Here is a 24,678-nt window from a genome sequence, read left to right on the forward strand (position 1 = left end):
GCGCCCCTTGCATCAAAAGTGCACTAATCCTCCATAATTCGCGATACACTCCCTCAATACTCCCAAAACGATAAGGAAGAACAAGAATGGAAAAATCATCGGCTTATCAGGCACTCACCCGCACCTTCCAGCGTCTCTCCCGCTTCTCCCACCTCTCCTCCATCGCCAGCTGGGATATGTTCACGATGATGCCGCCGGGCGGCAGCGCCGCGCGCGGTGAAGCACTCGCGGAGATGAGCGTCCTGCAACATCAGATCCTGACCGATAAAAAAGTCGGCGACCTGTTAGCGGCGGCGGCAGGTGAAGATCTGAATGATGTCGAACAGGCCAACCTGCGCGAAATGACGCGCCACTACCAGCAGGCCACTCTGCTGCCGGAATCGCTGGTGGAAGCCAAATCCCTGGCGGGCAGCAAGTGTGAACACGCCTGGCGTACTCAGCGCCCCGCTAACGACTGGCAGGGTTTTTCCGCCAACCTGAAAGAGGTGGTCAAACTCAGCCGCGAAGAGGCTCGCCTGCGGGCCGAAGCCAAAGGCTGTACGCCGTACGACGCGCTGCTGGACATTTTTGAACCCGACATGACCAGCGCGCGTCTGGACGTTCTGTTCGGCGATATGAAGTCCTGGCTCCCGGACCTGCTGGCAAACGTGGTGGAAAAGCAGGCTCAACGGTCGTTTATTCCGCCGCAAGGCCCCTTCCCGACGGCAACACAGCGTGAGCTGGGCCTTGAAGCCATGAAGATGCTCGGCTTCGATTTTAACGGCGGTCGCCTGGACGTGAGCGCGCACCCGTTCTGCGGCGGCGTCCCGGAAGACGTGCGCATCACCACGCGCTATGACGAAGATGAGCTGCTCAGCGCGCTGTTTGGCGTGATCCACGAAACCGGACACGCCCGCTACGAACAAAACCTGCCGCGCGCGTGGGCAGGACAGCCGGTTGCCCTGGCGCGCTCAACCGCGATCCATGAGTCACAGAGCCTGTTCTTTGAAATGCAGCTGGGGCGTAGTGAAGCCTTCCTCAGGCATCTTCTCCCTGCGGTACACGCCCGCTTTGGTAGCCAGGCGGCGTTCAGCGAAGAGAACTTTATTGCCTGGAACCAGCGCGTGAAGCCTGGCTACATCCGCGTCGATGCGGACGAAGTGAGCTACCCGGCACACGTGGTGCTGCGCTATGAGATTGAGCGTGCGCTGATCAACGGCGAGATCGAGGTGGACGATATTCCCGCCCTGTGGGACGAGAAAATGCAGGCCTGGCTCGGATTATCCACCAAAGACAACTACCGCAACGGCTGTATGCAGGACATCCACTGGACCGACGGCGGTTTTGGTTACTTCCCGTCATACACCCTTGGCGCTATGTACGCCGCGCAGCTGTTCCATGCCGCCCGAACCGCACTGCCGGGTCTGCAGACCTCCATCGCTGAAGGCGATTTTTCCGCACTCTTTGAGTGGCTGCGTCAGAACATCTGGCAGCACGGCAGCCGTTTCAGCACGTCGCAATTAATCACCCTGGCGACGGGCGAAGATCTGAATATCCGTTACTTCCGCGAACATCTGACCTCCCGTTATCTTTAATCCCTCTGCCGGAGCCTGCTCCGGCACTCTTCTCACCCTTTTCAATAAGAATATGATTTAGCACATGTTGTCATGAATGTGTCGGGTGTATGAATGCGTGTCCTTCCGACACAATTAGACTGCCATCAGGTCAGGATTAAAAAAATAAAGGGATGAATGATGAAAGGCATAATGAAAACGATGTTAGCCATTCTGTGTGCGACCAGTTTAAGTACTTTCGCAGCCACGGATACTACCCCGCAAGACGCGTTCAACGATATTACCCGCTCTCTTGCAGACCTCCAGCCCATCACGTTTCAGGCTCCTGCTGAAAAATATAAGCTGCTGGTGTTTATTGATAACCAGTGCATTTACTGCAGCAACGTAGTGAAAAGCGTTAAGCAATATACGGATGCCGGTTTGACGATGTCGTTTCTGACCGTTGCGCCCAACGCCATTCGCGATTCGGTGATTGAAGATATGGGGCGCGTCTGGTGTTCAACCGATAAGGTCAAAAGCCTGCAACAAGCGATGGCGGGATTTTTACCGGATAACGACACCACCACAGCCTGTTCCGATCTGATCGCGCGGCAATCTGCACTGGCAGAACGACTGGGCATTAGCATCACCCCGGTAATGGTGGTGATCGAGCCTGAATCACGGACGATTATAGGCAGTCAGTCTCCGGCGGCTATTCTGGCCACACTGAACAAATAACAGAGGCCCGTACGAGCAGCGGCGTTTGGCCTGTTCGTACACTTTCCTCCCCGCTGTACATTCCGTTACACGCTGATACCAATCACTCACGGAAACCTCGAATTTACAGGGATATAGTTATTTCAACGGCCCCGCAGTGGGGTTAAATGAAAAACCAAATTCGAGGGTATGAGAATGAATAAAGTATTAGCTCTGGTTGTTGCCGCTGCTATGGGTCTGTCTTCTGCTGCATTTGCTGCTGACACTACCGCAACTGCTGCACCGGCTGCCGCGCCTGCAGCAACCACCACCGCTGCGCCAGCAAAAGCGGTTCACCATAAGAAACATCACAAAGCTGCAGTGAAAAAAGAAGCCGCTGCGCCAGCAACCGCAGCACCAACCGAGCAGAAAGCTCAGGCTGCCAAAAAGCACCACAAGAAAGCCGCTAAACCGGCTGTAGAACAGAAAGCGCAGGCTGCTAAAAAGCACCACAAAAAAGCCGCTAAACCGGCTGTAGAGCAGAAAGCGCAAGCTGCTAAAAAGCACCACAAAAAAGCGACCAAACCGGCTGTAGAGCAGAAAGCGCAGGCTGCTAAAAAGCACCACAAAAAAGCGACCAAACCGGCTGTAGAACAGAAAGCTCAGGCTGCTAAAAAGCATCACAAAAAAGCAGTAAAACACGAAGCTGCTAAACCAGCTGCACAGCCAGCTGCGTAAGAGTACAAGCTTAACCGTGCCCTTCGGGGCACGTTGGTAAACCGGCGCTGAACCGGAACAGGTTCCGCGCCGTTTTTTTATTTCCGGAGGGCGTATGCTGCGACGCTATCGGTTTGAGCTGATTCTTATCCTGCTTATTTTATGCGCGCTCATCGCCAGCCATTTTTATCTTTCCTGATTGTAGCACGCTGATTTTACTCCCACTTTAGCGCTGTCCCGTCTATAGTATTTTCATAGGGTTCACTTTTAATAATCATAATTACCCCCACCAGAGTGTGATATGCGTAAATCTGTTGTGTTGTTACTGGGAACGTTTGGTGTTTTTTCTGGATTCTCACATGCGGATGATGGCGGTGATGACACCATTAGCGCGAAAGAGCTAAAGACGCTTTTTTTCGGTCATGACGATCGTACGCGCGTCGCCGATCCCACCCAGGCCCCCTGGGATGCTATAGGTCAACTGGAAACCGCCAGCGGTAACTTATGCACCGCGACGCTGATCACCCCGCAGCTTGCCCTGACGGCAGGCCACTGCCTGTTAACGCCGCCAAACGGCAAGCCGGATAAAGCGGTTGCCTTGCGGTTTGTGTCGCAAAAAGGGACCTGGCGCTATGAAATCCACGGCATTGAAGGACGGGTCGATCCGTCTCTCGGCAAACGCCTGAAGCCGGATGGCGACGGCTGGATCGTGCCACCGGCGGCCGCCTCATGGGACTTTGGCCTGATCGTTTTACGCTACCCGCCTTCGGGCATTACGCCGCTGCCGTTATTTGACGGCGACAAGGCCGCTCTCACCGCCGCGCTGAAAGCCGCCGACCGAAAGGTGACGCAGTCAGGCTATCCTGTCGATCATCTGGATACGCTTTATACGCACAGCGACTGTATTGTGACGGGCTGGGCGCAAACCAGCGTACTCTCGCATCAGTGCGATACGTTGCCGGGTGACAGTGGTTCGCCGCTGATGCTGAAAACCGACAATGGCTGGCAGTTGATTGGTGTCCAGAGCTCTGCCCCGGCGGCAAAAGACCGGTGGCGCGCCGATAACCGCGCCTTGTCCGTTACCGGTTTCCGCGACCAGCTGGAAGCGCTGGCGCAGCAGTAAATCAGCAGCGCCTGACCTTACGTAACGCTTTGATTGACTCAATTGGCATCGGCTGGCTGAACCAAAAACCCTGCAGTTGATCGCAGCCAGCCAGCCGCAGCAGTTTCATTTGCTTCTCGGTTTCCACCCCTTCTGCCACCACCGCCATGCCCAGCGCATTGGCGATCCGCACCGTACCGCTCACCAGCGCGGCCGCCTGTTCATCGTTATCCATCAGCCCGGCCAGGGATTTATCAATCTTGATGGTGTCGAAGTTAAAACGCCGCAAATAGCCAATGCTGGAATAGCCGGTGCCAAAGTCATCCAGCGCCACCGCCGTACCCAGCGCTTTAAGATTCGCTATCGCCATGCGGGCTCGCTCCGGATTTTCCAGTACATACGACTCCGTAACCTCAAGCTGCAGCCGGTTGGCCGGGAAACGGGTGCTCTCCAGCACGCTGGCCACTTTTTCTTCGAAGGCAGGATCGCGAAATTGCGCGGGGGAGATATTCACGGAGAGCTTTAATTCACCGTACGGCTGTAGATCCTCACATGCTCGCTGCAATACGAACTGACCCAGCTTGTAAATCAGACCGCTGGTCTCCGCAATGGCGATAAAGGTATCCGGACCCAGCGGCCCCTCCGGGCGACGTGGCCAGCGGACCAGCGCTTCGACGCTGCTCATTGTCTGACTGCGGGCGTCAACGATCGGCTGATACCAGACCTCAAACTCATCGCGCTCCAGACCGCTGCGGATCTGATTTTCAATCGCCAGCTTGCGTTCCCGGACGCTATTCAGCTCCGCGTCGTAGTGGGTAATACGCCCTTTCCCGCTCATTTTGGCGTGATACATGGCAATATCGGCACGGCGAAACAGTTCGGAACTGTTGCATTCGGTCAGGGTTCCGCTGGCGATGCCGATGCTGGCACCGATATGGATGGTGCGTTCCCCCAGCTGAACCGGGGTGGTGAGAAAATCCAGCACGGAAACGGCAAAGGCGGTAGCCTGCGCCTCTGCATCATCTCCACCGATGGTCATGGCAAACTCATCCCCGCCCATGCGCGCCAGCATCCCGCCCGGCGGCACGCGTTCATTCAGCGTTTTTGCTATCGCCACGATGAGGTCGTCACCCACGCTGTGGCCGTAGATGTCATTCACATCTTTAAAACCGTCCAGATCGATAAACACCACGCTTTTGACGTCGGTATCGCCGCGTAAACGCACCCGATCAAGCGTTTCTATAAGCGCGCGCCGGTTCGGCAGATGGCTTAGCCAGTCCGTTCTTGCGACCAGACGCGCCTGGCTTTCGCCGCGCGCGAGTTTGTACAGCCCCACGCTGCTCACCAGAATGAAGAGCAGAATCAGCCCCGACACCAGCACCACAATCTGCCTGATATCAGACGATGCCGCCCGGGCGGCCTGTGCGCCCGGGAGCCGCGCCTGCCAGTTCAGATATCCGACTAACTCCCCTGCCGCACTGTGCAGCGGCATACTGCGATCGTTGATTTTGCCAGGGGTAAAATGGAGGTTATCGATCTGAAAGGTGCCGCCCAGGTCGGATAATATTCTGGCGTTCAGATGGCGGGTAATCACCAGATAGCGGCGCGTTCCGTCGTGGACCTGTAAGCTGCCGACCATCGGGCGAATCAGCCCAATGCCGACAAAGGCCACGCCGTTGCGCGTCTGGCTGATCCCCGCATAGATATTTTTTTCGCCCGCAAGCTCGCGCCCGTGCTGGTCGATAAGCGCTTTGAGGCCTTTACCAAAGAAGTCGAGGTTTTTTTCGTTAAAGGGCCGGCTTTGAAACGATCCCCAGAGGACGTTGAAATGCTCATCCAGCACGAAGGTGCCGTCATAGAGGTTATTGATTTTAAAGCCAGTACCCCAGGTGTTGTACAACCAGTCGGTATCGAGCGTGGGACGGTAGGCCTCCCGCACCGCATCGTCCCAGACGGCGTTATCAAGCACCAGAGAGGAGACGCGGTTAACCGATGTCTGAATAGACCCCTGCACGGAAAGCGCCGTGCGGTGTTCATCAATTTCGTTGGTTTTGGTGCTGATAAGATGCAGGGATAGATAGAGCAGTGCGACGATGGAGATGATTAAGCCGATGCCCGCCATGAAGACCAGGGCAAACAACGTTCTCGCATTGGGAATATTGCGCCAGCTTAATGTGCGATACATCAGCCATCCTCTTCATGTTTTGCTTTTCTAAGCGTAATACAGGCAGCGAATTTCGCTGCCTGTAAATCATGGCGAGAGGTCTGTCAGGCGAGTTTTATCATGATCATGCCGGCAAGCAGCAAGATGAGCCCCATCCAGCCCTTGTTGTTTAAGCGCTGGCCGAAGAGTACCCAGCCAGCGGCCAGGGTAGCGGCGATACCAAAACCGCCCCACAGCGCATAGGCCACCGAAAGATCGATCCCTTTTACCGCCTGAGACAGCGCGCTGAACGCCCCCAGAACCGCGGCAATCGACATCAGGCCGTAGAGTTTACGGCGAAAACCATCCGAGAATTTCAGCAGAACGTTCGCCAGGATTTCCAGCACGATGGCGAGCCCCAGCCAGGCCGCATGAACCCACTCAAACTGTTGCATGGTTCTGCTCCTTCTGCTGTTTGCCAGGTTTACGGGTACCCGATTTAATCAGCACAATACCCGCGACCAGCGTCGTTAATCCGGCGACCTTCATTGTTGTTAATGTTTCGTCAAATATCAGCACGCTGAACAGCGTAATCAACAAAATACCGATCCCTTCCCACAGTGCATACGCGACGCCCAGCGCAATTTTTTTCACCGCAAACGAGAGGAAAATATAAGAAAGCGAAATCATCACCAGCATCAAAATAAAACCGGTGTTGCCATCGCTGACGCTTGCCCATTTCATAGACAGCGTGCCGGTAATTTCAGCGATGATAGCCAGCGCTAATAGGATCCAGTAAAACATGTTTTTCTCCTGCTTGAGAATATAATCCATCATGGCTCGCTGCGTGCAGCAAACCAAAAAAATACGAATTGAAATCAAATAGCTAAGCGCTTAGCGCCAGCTCAGGCAGAAGACGTGACTATAGTGCGGTGCGCCAGTGTTGCTCACCAGAAAGCAGGCAGAAAGAAGTGGAGTATACAGCGGTATTGTTTGAAGAGTACGTCCTGAACATATTGTCCATAAAATTACAATTATCCGCGTTGTTGCTTCTCGTCTTTGCGGATGAAAATTGTCCTCGGTAGTTAAACACACCAGATTTGTACCATAAGCCAGGATTTTACTCAAAGTCTTTGCAATTCTTTACCCATACCGTTTGATTTTGGTTAGTTTATTGCAACGCCTTTCACCTTTATTATAAATATAAAGAAAAATTCGGAGTCACCATGGCTAAACCCATTATTACCCTGAACGGGTTAAAAATTGTCATCATGCTGGGCATGCTGGTGATCATACTGACGGGCGTTCGTTTTGCCGCCGACATTATTGTGCCTTTTATTCTGGCCCTGTTTGTTGCGGTGATCCTTAACCCGCTGGTGCAGCGCATGACGCGGCTACGCATCCCGCGCGTGCTGGCGATAACGCTGCTTATCAGCATCATCATTGTGGCGATGGTCTTGCTGGTGGCGTATCTGGGGACCTCGCTCAATGAACTGGCGCGAACGCTGCCGAAGTACCGCTCTTCGCTGGCGATACCGCTGCTGCAGCTGGAACCCTGGCTGCAGCGCGCGGGCATCGAAGTCTCGGTTGAGGAACTCCTGAAATATATCGACCCCAACGCGGCCATGACGATCGTCACCAGCCTGCTGGCGCAGCTTTCCAATGCCATGACCTCCATTTTCCTGCTGTTTTTAACTGTGGTGTTTATGCTGCTGGAGGTGCCGCAGCTGCCGGCAAAGCTGCAGCAGATGATGGTCCGTCCGGTTGAAGGAATGGGAGCGATTCAACGCGCGCTGGACAGCGTCTCCCGCTATCTGGTGCTGAAAACGGCGATTAGCCTGGTCACGGGCGGTGTTGTCTGGGGAATGCTTCTTGCGCTGGACGTTCGCTTTGCGTTTGTCTGGGGGTTACTGGCGTTTGCGCTTAACTACATTCCCAACATCGGCTCCGTGCTGGCGGCGATCCCCCCTATCCTTCAGGTGCTGGTTTTCAGCGGGCTTTATGACGCGCTGATCCTGCTGGCCGGCTATCTGGTCATCAACCTGGTGTTCGGTAATATTCTTGAGCCACGCATGATGGGTCGGGGGCTGGGACTCTCCACGCTGGTGGTCTTTTTGTCCCTGATTTTCTGGGGCTGGCTTCTCGGGCCCGTTGGGATGCTGCTCTCCGTCCCGCTGACCATTATCGTCAAGATTGGTCTGGAACAGACGGCGGGCGGGCAAACTATCGCCGTGCTGCTGAGCGATATGAGCCATAAATAGCGCTGACAGGAGGGACGTATTGCCCCTCCTGTCTTCGCGATAAGCGCCCGGATAGTTACAGATTGAGAATCACGCCACGCGCTATCCCTGCGTGCCAACTACTCGCGCCAGCCCATTGCCGGTGCGACGTGTTTGAGAATGGATTCAATCACGTGCGCATTGTAATCCACACCCAGCTGGTTCGGCACGGTCAGTAATAACGTATCGGCTTCGGCAATCGCGTCGTCCTTTTTCAGCTGTTCAATCAGCTTGTCCGGCTCCGCCGCATAGCTGCGCCCGAAGATCGCGCGCGTTTTCTCATCAAGGTAGCCCACGCTATCGCTGTCGTTGCGGCTGGCACCGAAATACATCCGGTCGCGGTCGTCCATTAGCGCAAAAATGCTGCGGCTGACCGACACCCGCGGCTGGCGCATATGCCCTGCCTCTTTCCAGGCCTGACGGTACGCGCGGATCTGTTTTGCCTGCTGAATATGGAACGGCTCGCCGGTTTCATCGTCCTTCAGGGTTGAACTTTGCAGGTTCATTCCCAGCTTTGCGGCCCATACGGCCGTCGCATTGGAACCAGCGCCCCACCAGATACGCTCGCGTAGCCCTTCAGAATACGGCTCCAGACGCAGCAGCCCCGGCGGATTCGGGAACATAGGCTGCGGATTGGGTTTGGCAAACCCTTCACCGCGCAGCACCTCAAGCAGCACCTCGGTATGACGGCGCGCCATGTCCGATTCGTTTTCCCCTTCCTGCGGGACATAGCCGAAATGGCGCCAGCCATCAATGACCTGCTCCGGCGAGCCGCGGCTGATGCCAAGCTGCAAACGACCGCCGGAAATCAGATCCGCCGCGCCCGCGTCTTCGGCCATGTACATCGGATTTTCATAGCGCATATCAATTACGCCGGTACCGATTTCGATGGTTTTCGTTTTTGCGCCAATGGCCGCCAGCAGAGGAAACGGCGAGCTCAGCTGTCGGGCGAAATGGTGCACGCGGAAATAGGCGCCGTCTGCCCCCAGCTCTTCAGCCGCCACGGCTAAATCAATGGACTGCAGCAGCGTGTCTGCCGCCGAGCGCGTGCCGGACTGCGGCGAAGGCGTCCAGTGACCAAAGGATAAAAACCCGATCTTTTTCATAACCATGTGTCCTGAGAATGCTTTGCGTCCTATACACTTTACGCATTACCCGGTAATAATAAATGCCGTTTATTTAACGGAATAATTCAAATAAATTGATTGAATTTTTTTCAGGTCCGTCAGGTAAAAAACGGCTGGTTATCGGTTTGATTTAACGTTACTACTCTATGTCAGGATTTTTACACCGGACAGAAAATGAAGAGACGCTATGTTGTTGCGGATGTTTTTACTGACACCCCGTTTCAGGGTAACCCTGTCGCCGTCGTACTCGATGCGGAGGGTATGAGCAAAGCACAAATGCAGCAGGTCGCCGTTGAATTTGGCTACAGCGAAACCACGTTCGTTCTGCCGCCAGACAATCCCTCCAGTACGGCACGCGTGCGAATTTTTACGCCCTCGCGCGAGATCCCCTTCGCCGGGCACCCGAATGTTGGAACTGCGTACGTGCTGGCCTATCACGCCGCGATGAATCATCAGCCCCTGCCTGAAACGCTGCACTTCGAGGAAATAGCCGGTCTGGTGCCAGTACGCCTGCTGCGTGACAACGATACCGTGACTGGCGCAGAACTCCTGGTGCCTGAGGCACTCTCCTGCCGCTCTGAAGTAAGCCCGGAAAGCGTGGCTGCCTGCTTATCCCTGAACGCAGAAGATATCCGTACCGCGGTACATATGCCTGTTGTCGCGTCGGTAGGTCTGCCCTTCCTGATAGCCGAGCTGGCTTCTCGCGAGGCGCTTCGTCGGTGCGTGCCGAATTTACAGGGTTTTCGCGCAACGTTACCGCTGGATGGCGCGGTTTCCCTCTATGCCTATACCCTGGATACGGATCCCGATGAACCTCACGATGTGCAGGCCCGCATGTTTACTCCCCGCATGACAGAAGATCCTGCAACAGGTAGCGCGACCGCCGCTACAACGGCGCTGCTGGCGTTGCACCGCAATAAAACGACGCTTAACCTTAACGTCAGTCAGGGCGTTGATATGGGGCGAGCAAGCGTGCTGTTCGCGGGATACGATGCCTCGTCAGGAAAGGCGGTGGTTCGCGTAGGGGGAAAATGTGTGATTACGCTTGAAGGCGCATTTTCACTCTAACGGAGCAATGGCGTTTACCTTTACGGCACCCGATGGGCTATATTGGCACACTATTTTTATCACAGGTAAAACCGGCAATGGCTTTGATCCCCAAAAACTACGCGCGGCTGGAAAGCGGCTATCGCGAAAAAGCATTAAAAATCTATCCATGGGTGTGTGGACGCTGCTCGCGCGAGTTTGTCTATTCCAATCTGCGTGAACTCACGGTTCATCATATCGATCACGACCATACCAACAACCCGGAAGATGGCAGCAACTGGGAGCTGTTGTGCCTGTTTTGCCACGACCACGAACATTCGAAATACACCGAAGCGGATCAGTACGGCACCACCGTGGTCGCCGGGGAAGACGCGCAAAAAGACGTAGGCGTCGCCACGTTTAACCCGTTTGCCGATTTAAAAGCGATGATGGATAAGAAGAAATAATCCTCTCGTCCCCTCGTGCTTCTCGAATTTAAAATGTCCAGGTGATAGCGGCGGTTGCAGCCCCCTCATTGCGCCGCATCACGATCGGGCTGTTATTCGCACGAGCGCCCAGCCAGGTATAGTCCGCGCTCAGCACCGTCCCCCAGTGAGCATCGAACTGATGGCTCCAGGTCAGGCTGGTGTCGACGCCATAGAATCCACCCGTCGCAGCATAGCGGCGATAGCCGGTGCGGCGGCTCTGCTGCTCGCTGACCCCATACCAGGTATTCAGATAACGGCTGTCGCCAAACAGGGCCGCAGACTGAAAGGCGACCGTGTCCTGATTATTTTGTACCGGGATTAGCGTAACGGAAGCCTGATAGCTTCCCCCCTGGCTGTCCGTTAACGGCAGCGTCGCTTTGCCTTCCATACTCAGCCATGGCGCGGCCTGCCAGCCGACGGCAAGGCCGGTATTCAGGGTGGCATCAATGTCCCCCATCCCTTTCAGATTGTTTGCGCCCTCACGCCAGCCAGAATTTTTATCAGCCCTTCCGAAGTCGTAGCCCAGCGTGTGTTCAAAATACCAGCCGCTGTCGTTTTGCAGGTCATATCCCACCCCTTTTTGCGCATCAATAAAGAAAGCGCCTTTACGACCCTGCAGCACCGGAACCACCTGCCACACCTGCTTGTCTGAGCCTGAGTAACGTGGGGCATACTGTCCCCCCAGCCCGACGGTTAAGGAATCGGACGCGGAGCCATCATCCGCCTGCGCGCCGGAAGCCACGGCCATCAGAAGCGGGACGGACATATACAGGACTTTTTTTATCGCTATCATACTGCTCTCCATACGGACGCTGGCGCCTCCTGATACGGGGGCGGCCACACAACGTTGGCGCAGTATGATTTGGCTGAATCAATGAATCGTCGGGATAGTGTTAAGAAATGGTCAAGGTGAACGGATGTTGTCCAGAAGAGTGCTGATTATTGAAGATGACGCCGATGCGGCCGGCGTGCTCGAGGCCTATTTACGGCGGGAAAATTACGACGTGACCATTACCGGAGACGGTCATTCCGGGCTGGATATGGCGCAGCGGTGGAAGCCCGACCTCATCCTGCTGGACGTGATGCTGCCGGGGCTTAACGGCACCGAGGTGCTGGCTGGCCTGCGTCGTAAAAGCGATGTGCCGGTGATCATGGTCACGGCCATGGGGGATACCCCGGACCGCATTGGTGCCCTGCGGTACGGTGCCGATGATTACGTTGTGAAGCCTTATCATCCGGGGGAAGTGGTGGCTCGGGTGCAGGCGGTGCTGCGGCGCAGCAGTAAAAAAGAGACGGACGAAGCGATCCTTCGCTGGCAAACGCTCGAGGTGGACGTTGCCGCCATTGTGGCGAGCGTGGATAACGGCGGCGACGCGCCCGTGATGCTCGATCTTACGCCAACGGAATTCTCGCTTCTGGCAACGCTGCTGCGTTCTCCGGCGCACCCGTTCTCCCGCCAGTATTTACTGGAGCACTGTCTGCCGGAAAGCGAGGCGCTGGAGCGCGTGGTGGACACCCATATTTATAACCTGCGTAAAAAACTGGAAGCGGCGGGGATCTCCGGCGTGCTGATCAACGTTCGCGGCGTGGGTTACAGGTTCAGACAGCCATGATTAAAAATCAGCACTCCTCTCTGTGGCGCTGGATTTGCGCGCGCATCCTGGCGCTGGCTATCGGCAGCGTGATCGTCATTGCCACCTGCATGTGGCTGCGCTATGCGGTACAGAACTACTGGATAATGGGCAAAATGCCAGCGGCGGTCCGGCAGGAGTTTCTGACGCTCAGCCAGAACCCGCAGGCCAATCCGGCCCGCTTCCACTCGATTGTGGACACCTGGTGGGGACTGAGCTATTCCACGCCATCTATCGCCTCAGCCGACTGGGCCACGGTGGCCCTGCTGGTGCTGGTGATGATCCCGTTTATCGTGGTGATGGGGCTCAAACACGCCCGGCCGCTGGCGCTGCAGTTCAGCCGCCTTCGCGATGCGGCAAAGGATGTTGCCGACGGGCAGTTTGGCCGCCAGGCGGAACTTATCAAGGATGCGCCGGCTGAAATGGTCAGCTTTGCGACCGACTTTAACTCCATGACGGGACAGCTCGCCCGCTATGAAAAAGAGCTCCGCGCCTCGCACGTTGCGATGGCGCACGAGCTGCGCTCGCCCCTGACGGCCGCCATCGGGCGTCTGCAGGGCATGTTAGACGGCGTGTTTGACGCCAGCCCGGCGCAGCTCGGCATGGTGATGAAACAGCTCCAGCACCTCAACCGCCTCACCGATGAGCTTCACCTTCTCTCGCTCGCCGACGCGGGTAACCTCGTGCTGGAGGACCAGCCGTTCTGTCTGGATGAGCTGATTCAGGAGCGGGCTGCCTGGATCATGCCCGAGGCTGACGCGCATCATTTTCGGATAACGCTTCGCAACCCGCGCACCAGCCCCTTCAGAGGCGATGCGTTCCGTCTTGGACAGGTCGTTACCATCCTCATGGAAAATGCGCTACGTTACGGGCGCGAGGGCGGCCACCTCGAGGTGGCGCTGCACTACGCCAGCGGGCGCTACACCCTCGAATTTACCGATGACGGGCCGGGCGTCTCGCCCCAGTTTTTACCGGAAATGTTTAAACGCTTTAGCCGCGAGGAGCAGTCCCGCGCGCGGCATTCCGGCGGCAGCGGCCTCGGTTTATCCATCGCCCGGGCGATTTGCGAGGCGCATGGGGGTGAGATTAGCGCGTCATTACCGGAAACCGGCGGCCTCGCCGTGCGCATTTTATTGCCCTGGCATCCGTCCGGTAATGAAAATCTTCACTCTTGATAAAGCCTTGACAGAACATCGAATCTTTCTCGACGTAGCGCGCATTTAATAACGCCATTCCCTTTATGGAGCGGCGTTATGTCAGACGAATTTTTTCTCTCCCTCCGCCACTGCCTGCATCATTTGTACGGCGTGGCGCGCACCCTTTCCTGGCTGCATTTTCTTCCCCTGGCCCTGCTTGCGCTGGCGATTTTTCCGCTGACCGGCTGCGGTGATAAACACGAAAATAAGCCTGACCCGGCGCGAGCGGTACGCTACGTCGTCGTCGGGGCCGCCCAGACCCTTCCCGCGCTGGAAAGAACCGGTGAGATCCATGCCCGCGATGAAACGCCCCTGAGCTTTCGGACCGGGGGCCGGATACTGACGCGCAGCGTTGATATTGGCGACCGGGTCACTGCCGGACAGCTGCTGGCCACGCTTGACAACGCGACCGGGCAAAACCAGCTCGACGGCGCGGCGGCCGACTATGAAGGCGCCAAAGCCTCGGCGCAGGTCGCCGCGCTTAACGTCAGTCGAATGCAAAAGCTCATGCCAACGGGCGCGATAGCCCGCACGCAGCTCGACAGCGCCCGTGCGGACTGGCTTGTCGCCCGCGCGCGCTTAAAAAGCAGCGAGGCCGCGTGGCGAAATGCCCGTGAAAGCCTCGGCTGGACGCGCCTGATCGCGCCGCAGGCGGGCGTCATCACGGCCGTGAACGCTTCTGCGGGGCAGGTTGTCAGCGACGGTCAGTCCGTGCTGACGCTGGCAACGGGTGAAGCCCGCGACGTGGCGTTTGATATTGCCACTCCGGATGCGATCCCGCCTCTGGATAAGGCGGAGTTGCGGGTTTCCCTCCTCAGCGACCCGTCGGTACAGGCGTCTGCCGCGCTGCGGGATATCACGCCGCAGGCCGATCCTCAGACCCGCACCTGGCGCGTCAGGGCCACCCTGCAAAACCCGCCGGCGGCCATGGCGCTGGGCGCCAGCGTTACCGTCACGTTGCCATCGTCTGCCCCGCGCGGCTACACCCTTCCCGCCTCGGCGCTGACCCGCGTCGGCGACAAACCGGCCGTTTTTGTGATTACCCCGCAGTCGCGGGCGCAGCTGCGCGCGGTGGTGCCCGCGAGCTATACGGCCACCTCCGTCATGATTGCCTCCGGCCTTGAGCCGGGCGACAGGGTGATTACGGCGGGCGTGAGCACATTGCGGTCCGGCGAGCCGGTGGTTGCCGGAGAGGTTCAGCCATGAACACATTACCGGAAGCCAAATTTAACCTCTCCGCCTGGGCGCTGAAGAACCAGCAGATGGTCAGCTTTTTCATGCTGCTGGTAATTGCGATGGGCGTGTTCTGCTATGAGAAGCTGCCGCGTAACGAAGATCCGGCTTTTACCATTAAAACGGCCGTCGTCTCCGCGCAGTGGCCGGGAGCCTCCGTGACGGATACCACCCGCCTGCTGACCGATACGCTTGAAAAAAAGCTGCAGGAAACGCCCTGGCTGGACTATCTCGAAAGTGAAACCCGGGCCGGACGCACCGTTATCCACGTCAACCTCCGTGACGATACGCCCCCGCAACGCGTGCCGGATATCTGGTATCAGGTTCGCAAAAAAATGCAGGACATCGCGCCGTCCCTGCCCGAAGGGGTGCAGGGCCCTGCCGTGGACGACGAATTTGACGACACGTTCGGCACAATTTACGCCTTTATTCCCGAAGGTTTTACCCTGCGGGAGGTGCGGGATCGCGCAGAGACAATACGGCGCGAGCTGATGTCCCTGCCGGATATAGGCAAAACCACCCTGCTGGGCGAACAGCAGGAGCAGTGGGTTCTCGCCTTTTCTCCGGCGCGCCTGGCCGGGATGGGGCTCGATATTCAGGCGGTCGCCGACGCCCTCCGGGCGCAAAATGCGGTTGTCCCGGCAGGAACGATGCGTACCGAAAAAGAGAACATGGCGATCAAGGTCAGCGGAGCGCTCACGACCGAAGAGAGCTTACGCGCCGTCACGCTGCACGTGAACAATCGCTATATTCCGCTGACCGACATTGCCACCGTCACCCGGGAAATCGCCGAGCCACCGGCCCCGGCCTACCGGGTGAACGGCAAACCGGCTATCGGGCTGGCGGTGTCGATGGCGCCAACGGGCAACATGCTGCGTTTCGGCGCTGCGCTGAATGCCAGAATGGCGGCCCTCAGCGCCGGGCTGCCGCACGGTATCGAGATGGTGAAAGTCGCCGATCAGTCAGCGGTGGTCAGTGACGCGGTAAGCGGGTTTATCCGGGTGCTTATCGAAGCCGTTGTTATCGTGCTGGCGGTTTCATTTGTCTCGCTGGGGTTACGGGCCGGGCTGGTGGTGGCGACGGCCATTCCGCTGGTGCTCGCCATGACGTTTGCCGGCATGATGCTCGCCGGTATTGGCCTTCAGCGTATCTCGCTCGGGGCGCTGATCATTGCCCTGGGCCTGCTGGTGGATGACGCGATGATCGCCGTCGAAACGATGGTCTCCCGGCTGGAAGCGGGGGATTCCCGTCGGCACGCGGCCACGCATGCGTTCAAAACGACGGCCTTCCCGATGCTCACCGGTACTCTGGTGATGATTGCCGGCTTTATTCCCGTTGGTTTTGCGGCCTCCAGCGCCGGTGAATACTGTTTTTCCCTGTTTGCGGTGGTGCTCATTGCCCTGCTCTGCTCCTGGGCTGTCGCGATCCTGTTTTCGCCGCTGACGGGCACGTGGCTGCTGCCGGAAAAAGTCAGACATCACGCGGCAGGCCCCGGCAGGATCGCGCGCAGGTACGGGCGCCTTTTACGCCTGGCACTGCGCCACCGGCTCGCTACCGTGCTGATTGCGCTTGCCGCGCTGGGGCTGTCAGCGTACGGCACGACGTTTATGCAGGGCGAGTTTTTCCCCGCTTCGGACCGGCCAGAGCTGCTGGTCAGCCTGACGCTTCCGGCCAACGCGTCGCAGCCGGAAACGTTAAGAGAGGTGGAAAAGCTGGAAAAGGCGCTGGCAGGCAACGGCAACATCGATCGCTATTCGACGTACGTCGGGTCGGGAGCCATCCGTTTTTACCTGCCGATGGACGTGCTGCTGGAAAATGAAAACATCGCCCAGATGGTCGTGGTGGCTAAGGATCTTGAGGCGCGGGATCGTCTGCATGCTCGGCTCAACAGGATCCTGGCGACGCAGTTTAGCGACATCATCACGCGCGTGTCGCCCCTTGAGCTGGGGCCGCCCGTCGGCTGGCCCATCAAATACCGGGTGAGCGGGCCAGATTATCTGCAGGTCCGGGCGTTGGCGAACCGTCTCACGGACGCGATTGGCCAGTCCCCGTTCTCACGCGACGTTAACCAGACGGCCGGAGAGCCGGAGAGGGTCATCACCCTTAAGGTGAATCAGACGGCGGCCAGAGCGGCGGGAATATCGTCAGAAAGCCTCGCCCGCACGCTGAACACCGTCTGGTCCGGCAGCGTTGTCACCTCCATCAGGGATAACGACCGCCTTGTCGACGTGGTGCTGCGGGCCACGGACGATGCACGTCACAGCACCGCCACCCTCTCCTCGCTCACGATTCAGGGGAATGACGGTAAAAAAATTCCGCTCAGCGCCGTCGCGACGCCGGTCTGGGGCGTGGACGATCCGGTCGTCTGGCGTCGGCAGCGCGTGCCCTTTATCACGGTGCAAACGGATCTTGCCCCGGGGCTGAAGGCTGAAGCGGTATCCGCGGCGCTGCGTCCGGCGGTCGACAAGCTGCGCGCGAGCCTGCCCGCAGGTTACAGCATTGAAGAAGGCGGCGCGGTTGCCGAATCGGATAAGGGGAACAGCTCCGTCTTTACCGTTCTTCCGGTAACGCTGGTCCTCATGCTGTTGCTGCTGATGCTTCAGCTGCGGCGATATTCCCGGATGCTGCTGGCCCTCCTGATGGCCCCGTTTGGCCTGCCGGGGATCGTGCTGGCTATGCTGCCCGGCGGCACGCCGATGGGGTTTGTCGCGCTGCTGGGCGTCATCGCTCTGGCGGGGATGATCGTGCGCAACGCGGTGATACTGATTAGCGAGGTTGACAGCAATCTTGCTCAGGGAATGGCAAACGATGCCGCGATTATGGCGGCCGCGGAGCACCGGGCCAGACCCATCTGTCTGACCGCCTGCGCCGCCATTCTGGGCATGATCCCGATCTCTCATCAGGTCTTCTGGGGGCCAATGGCCTATGCGATTATCGGCGGGCTGCTGGTCGCGACGCTGGTGACGCTGACCGTGTTACCCGCGTCGTTTAGCCTGCTGTTACAGTGGGGAACTCAGCGCAACGCCGCAGAAGACGGGCTGCGCTGAGGCTCCATCGTTTCCCGGCAGATTACGCGGCGGTCAGCCCAAAAAGGTCTTTCAGGACATGGCGGATTTCATCCTCCGCCAGCTGCCGCGTTTCAGTGCCGTTCGCCGTGATGGTTTTCAGCATATCGCCCAGTAAAATCTGGCGTCCCTCCGGGCTGTGCTGCACCACTACCCGCTTCTGCACAAAGATGGCATCCGGGTGCGTGGAGTTAAGGTAGTTGGCCGGAACGAAGTCAATCCATTCCTGAGGGGTGAGATCAAAGCCGTACTGCCGGGCCCATTCACCCTCAACCTTCGCCTCAAGCAGATACTCACCCTCCGCGCCGCGGCTTAGCCGAAACGTGTCGAAATCCTGCGTGATATCCACATCAAGCGTGTCCAGCGCCATCGGCGCACGAATGCCGTAGCTGCCGAACCCGAGGTCGCAAAGCCACTGTCGGCTATCTACCTCAGCGACGATCGCCATGTGGGTTTTCGGCCGCCGCGCGGGGTAGAACATCGGGCGCGCCGCCACGAAGCGGTAAGGGATCCCTAACGCCGCCAGCGCCATGGCAAAAAGCCCGTTTACCTCATAGCAGTAGCCGCCGCGCCCCTGCGTTAACACCTTATCGGCGATATCGTCTGGCGCCAGCGAGACAACTTTGCCCGCCTGCACGTCCAGATTTTCAAAGGGAACGGAAAAGAGCTGATGACGCATCAGCGCATGCAGGGTGGCCGTATCGGCACCCGCCGGTCCGGTGTAGTTTATGCGTTTGAAATAGGTGGAAATGTTGAAGTTATCGCTGTGCATAATGCCTCCTTGTCCTGAACATGCCGGACACTATAGATGGCGCGCATCATTGGCTGTATAGTCAGTTTTATCGAAAATTAGCCTGAACAGTTACCCATGTCTGCCCCGTCCCAGTCCGCTCCTCACTATCGCCGTATTGCGGATATGCTGCGTCTTACCATTACGTCCGGCGCGCTGCGCGCCGGTGACAGGATGATCTCCGCGCGCAAACTGGCCGAACGCGAGCGCGTTAGCCTTCCGACGGCGCTGGAGGCCCTTCGCTGCCTTGAGGCTGAAGGGCTGATCGTTGCGCGCCCGCGTTCAGGCTATTACATCCGCCAGACCAGCCAGCCCGCGCGTTCCACGCCGGGCCCGGTCCCCGTCACAATGTCCGCCGTGGCCCGGTCGCTGTTCAGCAGTGCAGAAGCCCGGCTGATCCCGCTGGGCGCCGCCCTGCCCGATCCCGCGTGGCTGCCGGGAGATGCCCTGCAGCGGGCGTTGCACTCTGCGGGCCGTCGTCTGGACGCGCATGGACAGAGCTACAGCCTGCCTCCGGGAAGGCGGGATTTGCGAAGCAAGATTGCCGCGCGCTCTGCCCAGTGGGGAGCCCGGTTCGGCGCGGACGATCTCATTATTACCGCAGGCGCGACGCAGGCGCTGCGCCTGGCCCTTCGGGCCGTGTGCCAGCCGGGTGACGTCGTGGCGATTGAGCAGCCCGCCTACTTTGGCACGCTCCTGCTGCTGGAGGATTTAGGCCTGAAGGCGTTAGCGATCTCCACCGACCCTGTGGAAGGCCTGCTGCTGGAACCGCTGGCGGACGCCATTCGCTGCCACCGCCCCGCGGCCGTTCTGGCCTCGCCCACGGTGCAAAATCCTTTGGGTGCCAGCATGCCCGTCGCGCGCAAGCAGGAACTGGTTGCCCTGCTTGAAGAGGCTGAAATTCCTTTAATTGAGGACGATGTTTACGGTGACCTGGTCGGCGAGGGGCAACGCCCTCCGGCCTGCAAGGCGTTCGACCAGAGCGGGAATGTGATTTACTGCAGTTCCCTGTCCAAAACGCTTGCGCCCGGATGGCGAATCGGCTGGATCGCCGCCGGACGCTACTCCCCGCAGGTCTTACAGGCCCGCATGGCCGGAGAATGGGCTGGCGCCCCGCTGCTGGAAGCGGCGACGAGCGAGGTTCTGGCGAGCGGCGACTACGATCGCCATCTGCGGCGGCTGAAGCGCCGGATCGCAGAGGGCGTTCGCGCCGTCGTGGCGCAGGTCAAGGCGAGCTTTCCGCCCGGTACGCGCGTTAACGTGCCCGCTGCCGGTTTCCTGCTGTGGGTTGAACTGCCTCAGCGGGTCAACGCGCTGGAGGTGCACCGTCGCGCGCTGGCGCTGGGTATTGGCGTCAGCCCTGGCCCTCTGTTTTCACCTGCCGCAGAGTTAACGCACTTTCTGCGGCTGAACTGCGCAAACGAACCCACGCCCCGCCTGCTGAACGCCGTAGAACAGATTGGCGCGCTGTGTCACGAGCTGGCCGCTTTCACACCAGACTCTCCAGCCACTCGGTAAAGACCCGCACCTTGCGGGAGAGGTGGCGGTGTGGATAGAGCAGTGACAGCTTGCGGTCCGGCGAGCGATAGTCCGGCAGGACTTCAACCAGAAGACCGCGGTCAATGTAAGGCTGGAGAAAGAGATTCATCCCCTGCATTAACCCCAGTCCGGCCAGACCTGCCGCGATGTAAGCTTCGGAGTTATCCACGACAAGCTTACCGGGCAGGGTAATTTCCGCGATGCCTTCCGGCGTGGTAAACGTCCACGGATGAATTTGTCTGCTGCGGTTATTAATCCAGTTGATGGCCTGATGTTCGCGTAAATCATCCGGCGTTTCTGGCGTACCGTGCTTTGCCAGCCAGGCCGGGCTGGCGCAGGTCGTGATTTTGATGTTCCCGATTTTACGCGCGATATACTCGCCGTCGTCCAGCTCTCCCACCCGCAGCACGCAGTCCAGGCCATCCCGCAGCATATCCCGACGGCGGTCAGAGCTGCTCAGAATGATGTCGATCTCAGGATGCTGACGATAAAAATCAGGCAGATTAGGTATCACCCGCAGCGTGGCAAAAGAGACCGGCATATCCACACGCAGCTGGCCGTGTATTGCCCGGTCCGTACCAAACGACTCCAGTAATTCGTCCGCCTGCGCCAGCAGGGGTTTACTCCGGCGATAAAAGGCTTCCCCATCCGGGGTCAGGCTAATCCGACGCGTTGTGCGCTGCAGTAGCCGGGTGCCGCTGTGCTGCTCCAGAAGCTGTAACGCTTTGGTGACTGCCGGACGATGGATCTGCAGATTCTCCGCCGCCTGGCTAAGACTGCCTGACTCAACAATTTCAATAAAAATTCGAATAGATTCAAAGAGGTTTATTTGCATAAGGAATGCTTTTGCCGCGAGCAGAATAATATAATTGTTATTAATTTTATAACAGTGATGAATCTTTTTGGCTATTTTTCCTAACAATCCTCCGCCCTACACTCTTCCCCATTCAAACGTGAGGGAGAGTCTGCTATGAAAAATAACCGTATTTGTCAGATCCTGGGCATCGAAAAACCTGTTATTCAGGGGCCGTTATCCTGGCTCACCGATGCCCGCTTGGTCGCAGCGGTCAGCAATGCCGGAGGGCTCGGCGTGCTGGGGCCCAATGCCGGTTTAACCGCCGACACCGCGGTCTCCACGCCGGAAGAGACCGCCGAAAAAATGCGCGAAGAAATTCGTAAAACCAAACGGCTGACCGAAAAACCCTTTGGCGTGAACCTGATCCCCACGGCCGTTAATGACGTCTGGACAGGGCCTATTCTTCAGGTGGTGAAAGACGAAGGCGTCAGGGCCGTGGTGTATACGGGCTACGGGGAAGGCAGCATTATTCCCGCGCTGTTCCGCGAGTTAAAAGAGGCGGGTATCGCCATTATCTACCGCGATATCAACCCAACGCCTGAGAACACCCGCCTCGCAGAAGAAATGGGGGCTGACATTATCGTCGCCACCGGTTTTGATGAGGGCGGGACGTTACCCGCAACGGTGCTTGGCACCTTTTCCATCGTGCCGCTGATTGCCGATGCCGTGAAGCACATCCCGGTAATGGCCGCGGGCGGCATTACCGACAGTCGCACCGCCAGAGCGGCGCATGCATTGGGCGCGGAAGGCGTGTTTGCCGGTTCAGTGTTTATCAGCACGGAAGAAAGCCGCGTGCCGCAGGGGGTCAAAGAGAAAATCGTTGCCGCCAACGGTCTCGATTTACTGCTTTTCCGCACCGTGCCCCATTACTACCGCGCTCTTCCCGGCAGGCTGGCGGAAAAACTGGCGGCGATGGATAAAGCTGGCGCAAGCAACGACGCGCTGGGCAAGGCGATGGGAGGATTACGGGGCCTGCGCCTGGGCATGCTGGAAGATAATACCGATGAAGGCTATATCGCGCTCGGCACGGGGATTGGGAACATCCGCAGCGTGAAAAGCGTGGCCGAGGTTGTGAATGCGTTAACGGTTGAGTAAGCACCCAGCGTCCTGGCCTGCCCCAGGACGCCCGGCTCATCAGGGAATAATCCGCGCGGCTCTCAGCTGCGCGAACAGGCTGAAAAACATCTCATCGGTCGCCTGCATTTGCGTGAAGCCCGCCCTGCGCAGCTTGCTCCCGTCACCAAACATGTCGTAATTCCAGCCAAAGACAAAATCGGCAAAATGCCCGTCGCTCAGCTGCAAAATATCCGCTTCCGCCAGCCGTTCTTCGGCAAGCTCGCGCCATACGCCGCGATAGTCGTTAAACAGCTGATGAAATGACAGACTCACCGGCGGCGCAGAGTCCAGTTCAAACCAGCGTGCGATGCGCGGCCACAGCTCGCTCCAGCGCCAGATATCGCCATTGTTCACGTTGAACGCCTGATTCTGTGCCGCAGGTGACGCGGCGGCCCACACCGTGGCCTCGGCCAGCAGCCCGGCGTCGGTATGGTCGACGATGCTGTGCCAGGCCTGTTCCGAACCGGGGAAGCGCAGCGGTAAACCCTGCGCCCTGCACAGGGAGGCGTACAGGGCGATGCTCAGCGCAAGGTTCATGGCATTGCCCGGTACCGGGCTCCCCACCACGCCCGGCCTGATGGCATTCCAGTGCCAGTCTTTCCCCCGCTGAAACTGGCTGAGCCACGCGAGCTGCGCGGCGTTAAATTCGGCACCCGGCACGCCGGGATCGCTTTCCCGCGCCGGGGTTTTAAACGGCCCCAGATGCGCACCATAGACTTTGTACCCCTGCATCAGGCTGACCGTCTGCAAAGGTGCCGTTTTTTCGAGGGTGCTGACCAGATTGCGCAGCATGGTGACGTTCGGCTCAACCATGTCCGTCCAGTTCGCCGCGTTCGCCCAGGCGCTGTAAAAGATGTGGGTAATACCGTTCAGGGCGTGCAGCGCCCTTGCGGTGTCCTGCGCATCCAGTAAATCAACGTTCACCATGGGAATGCCGTCCGGATGGGTTACCTCGCGGCGACTGAGGCCGATCACTTCCCACTGATGGTGCAGGAGCGTGTTGACCAGCTGTCTGCCGACAATGCCGCTGGCCCCCGCGACCAGGGCGACGTTGTGCTGCTGCATCTTATTCATGGTGTTTCTCCGCAAAGGGTGACAGACGCAGTGTGATCTATTATTTTTTCTGGAGATATCCCCTGAAACCGATGGCACTTATAAGCAGAATCATTAAATGAATAATAAGCTCACCGCCATTTCTACCTTTCTACGCGTCGCTGAAGCGGGCTCGTTTTCAGCGGCCGCCCGTCAGACCGGCATTAAGCAGTCCGCCGTCAGTCAACAGATCGCGGCGCTTGAGGATGAGCTTGGCGTGGTGCTGCTGCACCGTACGACGCGTACGATGAAGCTGACCGAACAGGGTGAACGTTACCGGCGTGATATGCAGCTTGTGCTGGACGCCATGGGGGAAGCGGAGAGGCGTTTACATCCTGCCGACCATCGCGTTCAGGGACGCGTCCATGTCCAGTTGCCGAGCGGCCTGGGGCAGATTTTTTTGCCGCATCTGCTGGCGCTGCAGCACCTGCATCCCGAACTGCAGCTGATGCTTTCCCTGGATGACCGCCTTGCCGATCTGGTGACGGAGGGCGTGGATGTCGCGATACGGCTGGGCAGTGAGCCTCCGCAGGCGCACGCGGCTCGCGTGCTGGCGCGTATTGAAGCCGCGCTGTTTGCCGCTCCCGGTTTTCAGGTGGTACACGCCGTCAGCGAGCTGGCGACGCTGCCACACGTACGGTTCAGCGGTATTCCGCTGGATGCCCCCCTGCGCCTGATGTCCGACGAGGAAACGGTCGAGATCAACGTGAATACTGTTTTCCGAGCCAACACCAGCGACGCGCTGCTGCAGGCGCTGGAATCCGGCATGGGTATCGGCGGCATGCAGCGACCGCTCGTGGACAGGGCGCTGCAGGCGGGCACGCTGGTACCGGTGCTGCCCGACTGGCGGTTACCCGATCGCTTCCTCTATGCCGTCTACCCTGACGCCCGCTTTATTCCACAGCGCGTCAGAAAGGTCGTCAGCGTAATCGAGCAGTTACTGCCTGAAATACTCAAGAAAAATTGATTGTTTCCGCCGTAAATGACGTGCATTTTTTAACCGCCAGGAATAGAGTGTTTTTACCGTATCCTCCTCTTTCTGGAGCACTT

At 58.3% G+C, this 24,678-nt stretch carries 24 protein-coding genes; 15 read left to right on the forward strand and 9 right to left on the reverse strand.

Annotated elements, in window-relative coordinates:
• The first annotated feature begins 86 nt into the window (after window positions 1–86).
• The 5 genes from FOY96_RS11640 (at window position 87) to FOY96_RS11655 (ending at window position 4,068) form a co-directional block, all read left to right on the forward strand.
• Entirely contained in the window at window positions 87–1,574 is a 1,488-nt protein-coding gene (locus FOY96_RS11640; protein WP_143347104.1) for a carboxypeptidase M32, read from the forward strand.
• Between the two features lie 171 nt (window positions 1,575–1,745).
• The gene (locus tag FOY96_RS11645) at window positions 1,746–2,270 is read left to right on the forward strand and encodes a thioredoxin fold domain-containing protein (RefSeq protein ID WP_232926348.1); all 525 of its coding nucleotides are present in this window, start codon (window positions 1,746–1,748) and stop codon (window positions 2,268–2,270) included.
• Window positions 2,271–2,444: 174 nt separating this feature from the next.
• Window positions 2,445–2,966 (forward strand): acid resistance repetitive basic protein Asr, encoded by a 522-nt coding sequence (gene asr, locus FOY96_RS11650; protein ID WP_033145375.1) that lies wholly within the window; start codon window positions 2,445–2,447, stop codon window positions 2,964–2,966.
• Window positions 2,967–3,060: 94 nt separating this feature from the next.
• Window positions 3,061–3,144, forward strand: a complete 84-nt coding sequence (gene ydgU, locus FOY96_RS23355; RefSeq protein WP_021241182.1) for a small membrane protein YdgU — start codon at window positions 3,061–3,063, stop codon at window positions 3,142–3,144.
• A gap of 102 nt (window positions 3,145–3,246) precedes the next feature.
• The gene (locus tag FOY96_RS11655) at window positions 3,247–4,068 is read left to right on the forward strand and encodes a trypsin-like serine peptidase (RefSeq protein ID WP_045888859.1); all 822 of its coding nucleotides are present in this window, start codon (window positions 3,247–3,249) and stop codon (window positions 4,066–4,068) included.
• A gap of 1 nt (window position 4,069) precedes the next feature.
• On the opposite strand, the gene FOY96_RS11660 is transcribed toward FOY96_RS11655, so the two are convergent.
• From FOY96_RS11660 to FOY96_RS23360, 4 genes are all read right to left on the reverse strand, one after another.
• Window positions 4,070–6,232, reverse strand: coding sequence for a bifunctional diguanylate cyclase/phosphodiesterase (locus tag FOY96_RS11660; protein ID WP_143347105.1), 2,163 nt, complete (start codon window positions 6,230–6,232; stop codon window positions 4,070–4,072).
• An 83-nt stretch (window positions 6,233–6,315) separates the two neighbouring features.
• Complete coding sequence (gene mdtI / locus FOY96_RS11665; RefSeq protein ID WP_024909144.1) at window positions 6,316–6,645, reverse strand: multidrug/spermidine efflux SMR transporter subunit MdtI; 330 nt, start codon at window positions 6,643–6,645, stop codon at window positions 6,316–6,318.
• Window positions 6,632–6,994 (reverse strand): multidrug/spermidine efflux SMR transporter subunit MdtJ, encoded by a 363-nt coding sequence (gene mdtJ, locus FOY96_RS11670; protein WP_029739354.1) that lies wholly within the window; start codon window positions 6,992–6,994, stop codon window positions 6,632–6,634. Before mdtJ ends, mdtI begins: the two co-directional genes overlap by 14 nt.
• 118 nt (window positions 6,995–7,112) lie before the next feature.
• Complete coding sequence (locus tag FOY96_RS23360) at window positions 7,113–7,283, reverse strand: protein YdgV (RefSeq protein ID WP_085930315.1); 171 nt, start codon at window positions 7,281–7,283, stop codon at window positions 7,113–7,115.
• 133 nt (window positions 7,284–7,416) lie between these two features.
• On the opposite strand from FOY96_RS23360, the gene FOY96_RS11675 reads away from it, so the two are divergent.
• The gene (locus FOY96_RS11675) at window positions 7,417–8,451 is read left to right on the forward strand and encodes an AI-2E family transporter (RefSeq protein ID WP_033145372.1); all 1,035 of its coding nucleotides are present in this window, start codon (window positions 7,417–7,419) and stop codon (window positions 8,449–8,451) included.
• Window positions 8,452–8,549: 98 nt separating this feature from the next.
• Here FOY96_RS11675 and FOY96_RS11680 read toward each other — a convergent pair whose 3' ends face one another.
• Entirely contained in the window at window positions 8,550–9,575 is a 1,026-nt protein-coding gene (locus tag FOY96_RS11680) for an LLM class flavin-dependent oxidoreductase (RefSeq protein WP_143347106.1), read from the reverse strand.
• Between the two features lie 195 nt (window positions 9,576–9,770).
• Here FOY96_RS11680 and FOY96_RS11685 point away from each other — a divergent pair, with 195 nt between their 5' ends.
• Together FOY96_RS11685 and yajD are read left to right on the forward strand one after the other, a co-directional pair.
• The gene (locus tag FOY96_RS11685) at window positions 9,771–10,664 is read left to right on the forward strand and encodes a PhzF family phenazine biosynthesis protein (RefSeq protein WP_094935347.1); all 894 of its coding nucleotides are present in this window, start codon (window positions 9,771–9,773) and stop codon (window positions 10,662–10,664) included.
• Window positions 10,665–10,741: 77 nt separating this feature from the next.
• The gene (gene yajD / locus FOY96_RS11690; protein ID WP_003857471.1) at window positions 10,742–11,089 is read left to right on the forward strand and encodes an HNH nuclease YajD; all 348 of its coding nucleotides are present in this window, start codon (window positions 10,742–10,744) and stop codon (window positions 11,087–11,089) included.
• Between the two features lie 28 nt (window positions 11,090–11,117).
• Here the strand turns inward: yajD and FOY96_RS11695 are convergent, their stop codons facing one another.
• Entirely contained in the window at window positions 11,118–11,903 is a 786-nt protein-coding gene (locus FOY96_RS11695; protein ID WP_143347107.1) for a MipA/OmpV family protein, read from the reverse strand.
• 124 nt (window positions 11,904–12,027) lie between these two features.
• Between FOY96_RS11695 and FOY96_RS11700 the strand changes: the two genes are divergently transcribed.
• The 4 genes from FOY96_RS11700 (at window position 12,028) to FOY96_RS11715 (ending at window position 18,217) form a co-directional block, all read left to right on the forward strand.
• Window positions 12,028–12,723: a response regulator gene (locus FOY96_RS11700; RefSeq protein WP_029739347.1), complete on the forward strand. Its 696-nt coding sequence runs from the start codon at window positions 12,028–12,030 to the stop codon at window positions 12,721–12,723.
• On the forward strand, window positions 12,720–13,916 hold the full coding sequence (locus FOY96_RS11705; protein WP_143347108.1) for a sensor histidine kinase: 1,197 nt from the start codon (window positions 12,720–12,722) through the stop codon (window positions 13,914–13,916). The genes FOY96_RS11700 and FOY96_RS11705 overlap by 4 nt, the downstream gene beginning before the upstream one ends.
• A gap of 78 nt (window positions 13,917–13,994) precedes the next feature.
• On the forward strand, window positions 13,995–15,143 hold the full coding sequence (locus tag FOY96_RS11710; protein ID WP_143347109.1) for an efflux RND transporter periplasmic adaptor subunit: 1,149 nt from the start codon (window positions 13,995–13,997) through the stop codon (window positions 15,141–15,143).
• Window positions 15,140–18,217 (forward strand): efflux RND transporter permease subunit, encoded by a 3,078-nt coding sequence (locus FOY96_RS11715; protein ID WP_143347110.1) that lies wholly within the window; start codon window positions 15,140–15,142, stop codon window positions 18,215–18,217. The genes FOY96_RS11710 and FOY96_RS11715 overlap by 4 nt, the downstream gene beginning before the upstream one ends.
• Window positions 18,218–18,239: 22 nt before the next feature.
• On the opposite strand, the gene FOY96_RS11720 is transcribed toward FOY96_RS11715, so the two are convergent.
• Window positions 18,240–19,007, reverse strand: a complete 768-nt coding sequence (locus FOY96_RS11720) for an arylamine N-acetyltransferase family protein (protein WP_143347111.1) — start codon at window positions 19,005–19,007, stop codon at window positions 18,240–18,242.
• Between the two features lie 96 nt (window positions 19,008–19,103).
• On the opposite strand from FOY96_RS11720, the gene FOY96_RS11725 reads away from it, so the two are divergent.
• Complete coding sequence (locus FOY96_RS11725; RefSeq protein ID WP_143347112.1) at window positions 19,104–20,543, forward strand: aminotransferase-like domain-containing protein; 1,440 nt, start codon at window positions 19,104–19,106, stop codon at window positions 20,541–20,543.
• Here the strand turns inward: FOY96_RS11725 and FOY96_RS11730 are convergent.
• Window positions 20,515–21,399 (reverse strand): LysR family transcriptional regulator, encoded by an 885-nt coding sequence (locus FOY96_RS11730; RefSeq protein WP_064672935.1) that lies wholly within the window; start codon window positions 21,397–21,399, stop codon window positions 20,515–20,517. The two genes, FOY96_RS11725 and FOY96_RS11730, sit on opposite strands and share 29 nt — an antisense overlap.
• Before the next feature lie 135 nt (window positions 21,400–21,534).
• On the opposite strand from FOY96_RS11730, the gene FOY96_RS11735 reads away from it, so the two are divergent.
• Window positions 21,535–22,515 (forward strand): NAD(P)H-dependent flavin oxidoreductase, encoded by a 981-nt coding sequence (locus FOY96_RS11735; protein WP_143347113.1) that lies wholly within the window; start codon window positions 21,535–21,537, stop codon window positions 22,513–22,515.
• Window positions 22,516–22,554: 39 nt separating this feature from the next.
• Here FOY96_RS11735 and FOY96_RS11740 read toward each other — a convergent pair whose 3' ends face one another.
• Window positions 22,555–23,610, reverse strand: a complete 1,056-nt coding sequence (locus FOY96_RS11740) for an SDR family oxidoreductase (protein ID WP_143347115.1) — start codon at window positions 23,608–23,610, stop codon at window positions 22,555–22,557.
• 97 nt (window positions 23,611–23,707) lie between these two features.
• Here FOY96_RS11740 and FOY96_RS11745 point away from each other — a divergent pair, with 97 nt between their 5' ends.
• Entirely contained in the window at window positions 23,708–24,595 is an 888-nt protein-coding gene (locus FOY96_RS11745) for a LysR family transcriptional regulator (RefSeq protein WP_143347116.1), read from the forward strand.
• The last annotated feature ends 83 nt before the right edge of the window (window positions 24,596–24,678 follow it).

The sequence above is a fragment of the Enterobacter asburiae genome (genome assembly GCF_007035645.1).
Lineage (GTDB): Bacteria > Pseudomonadota > Gammaproteobacteria > Enterobacterales > Enterobacteriaceae > Enterobacter > Enterobacter asburiae_B.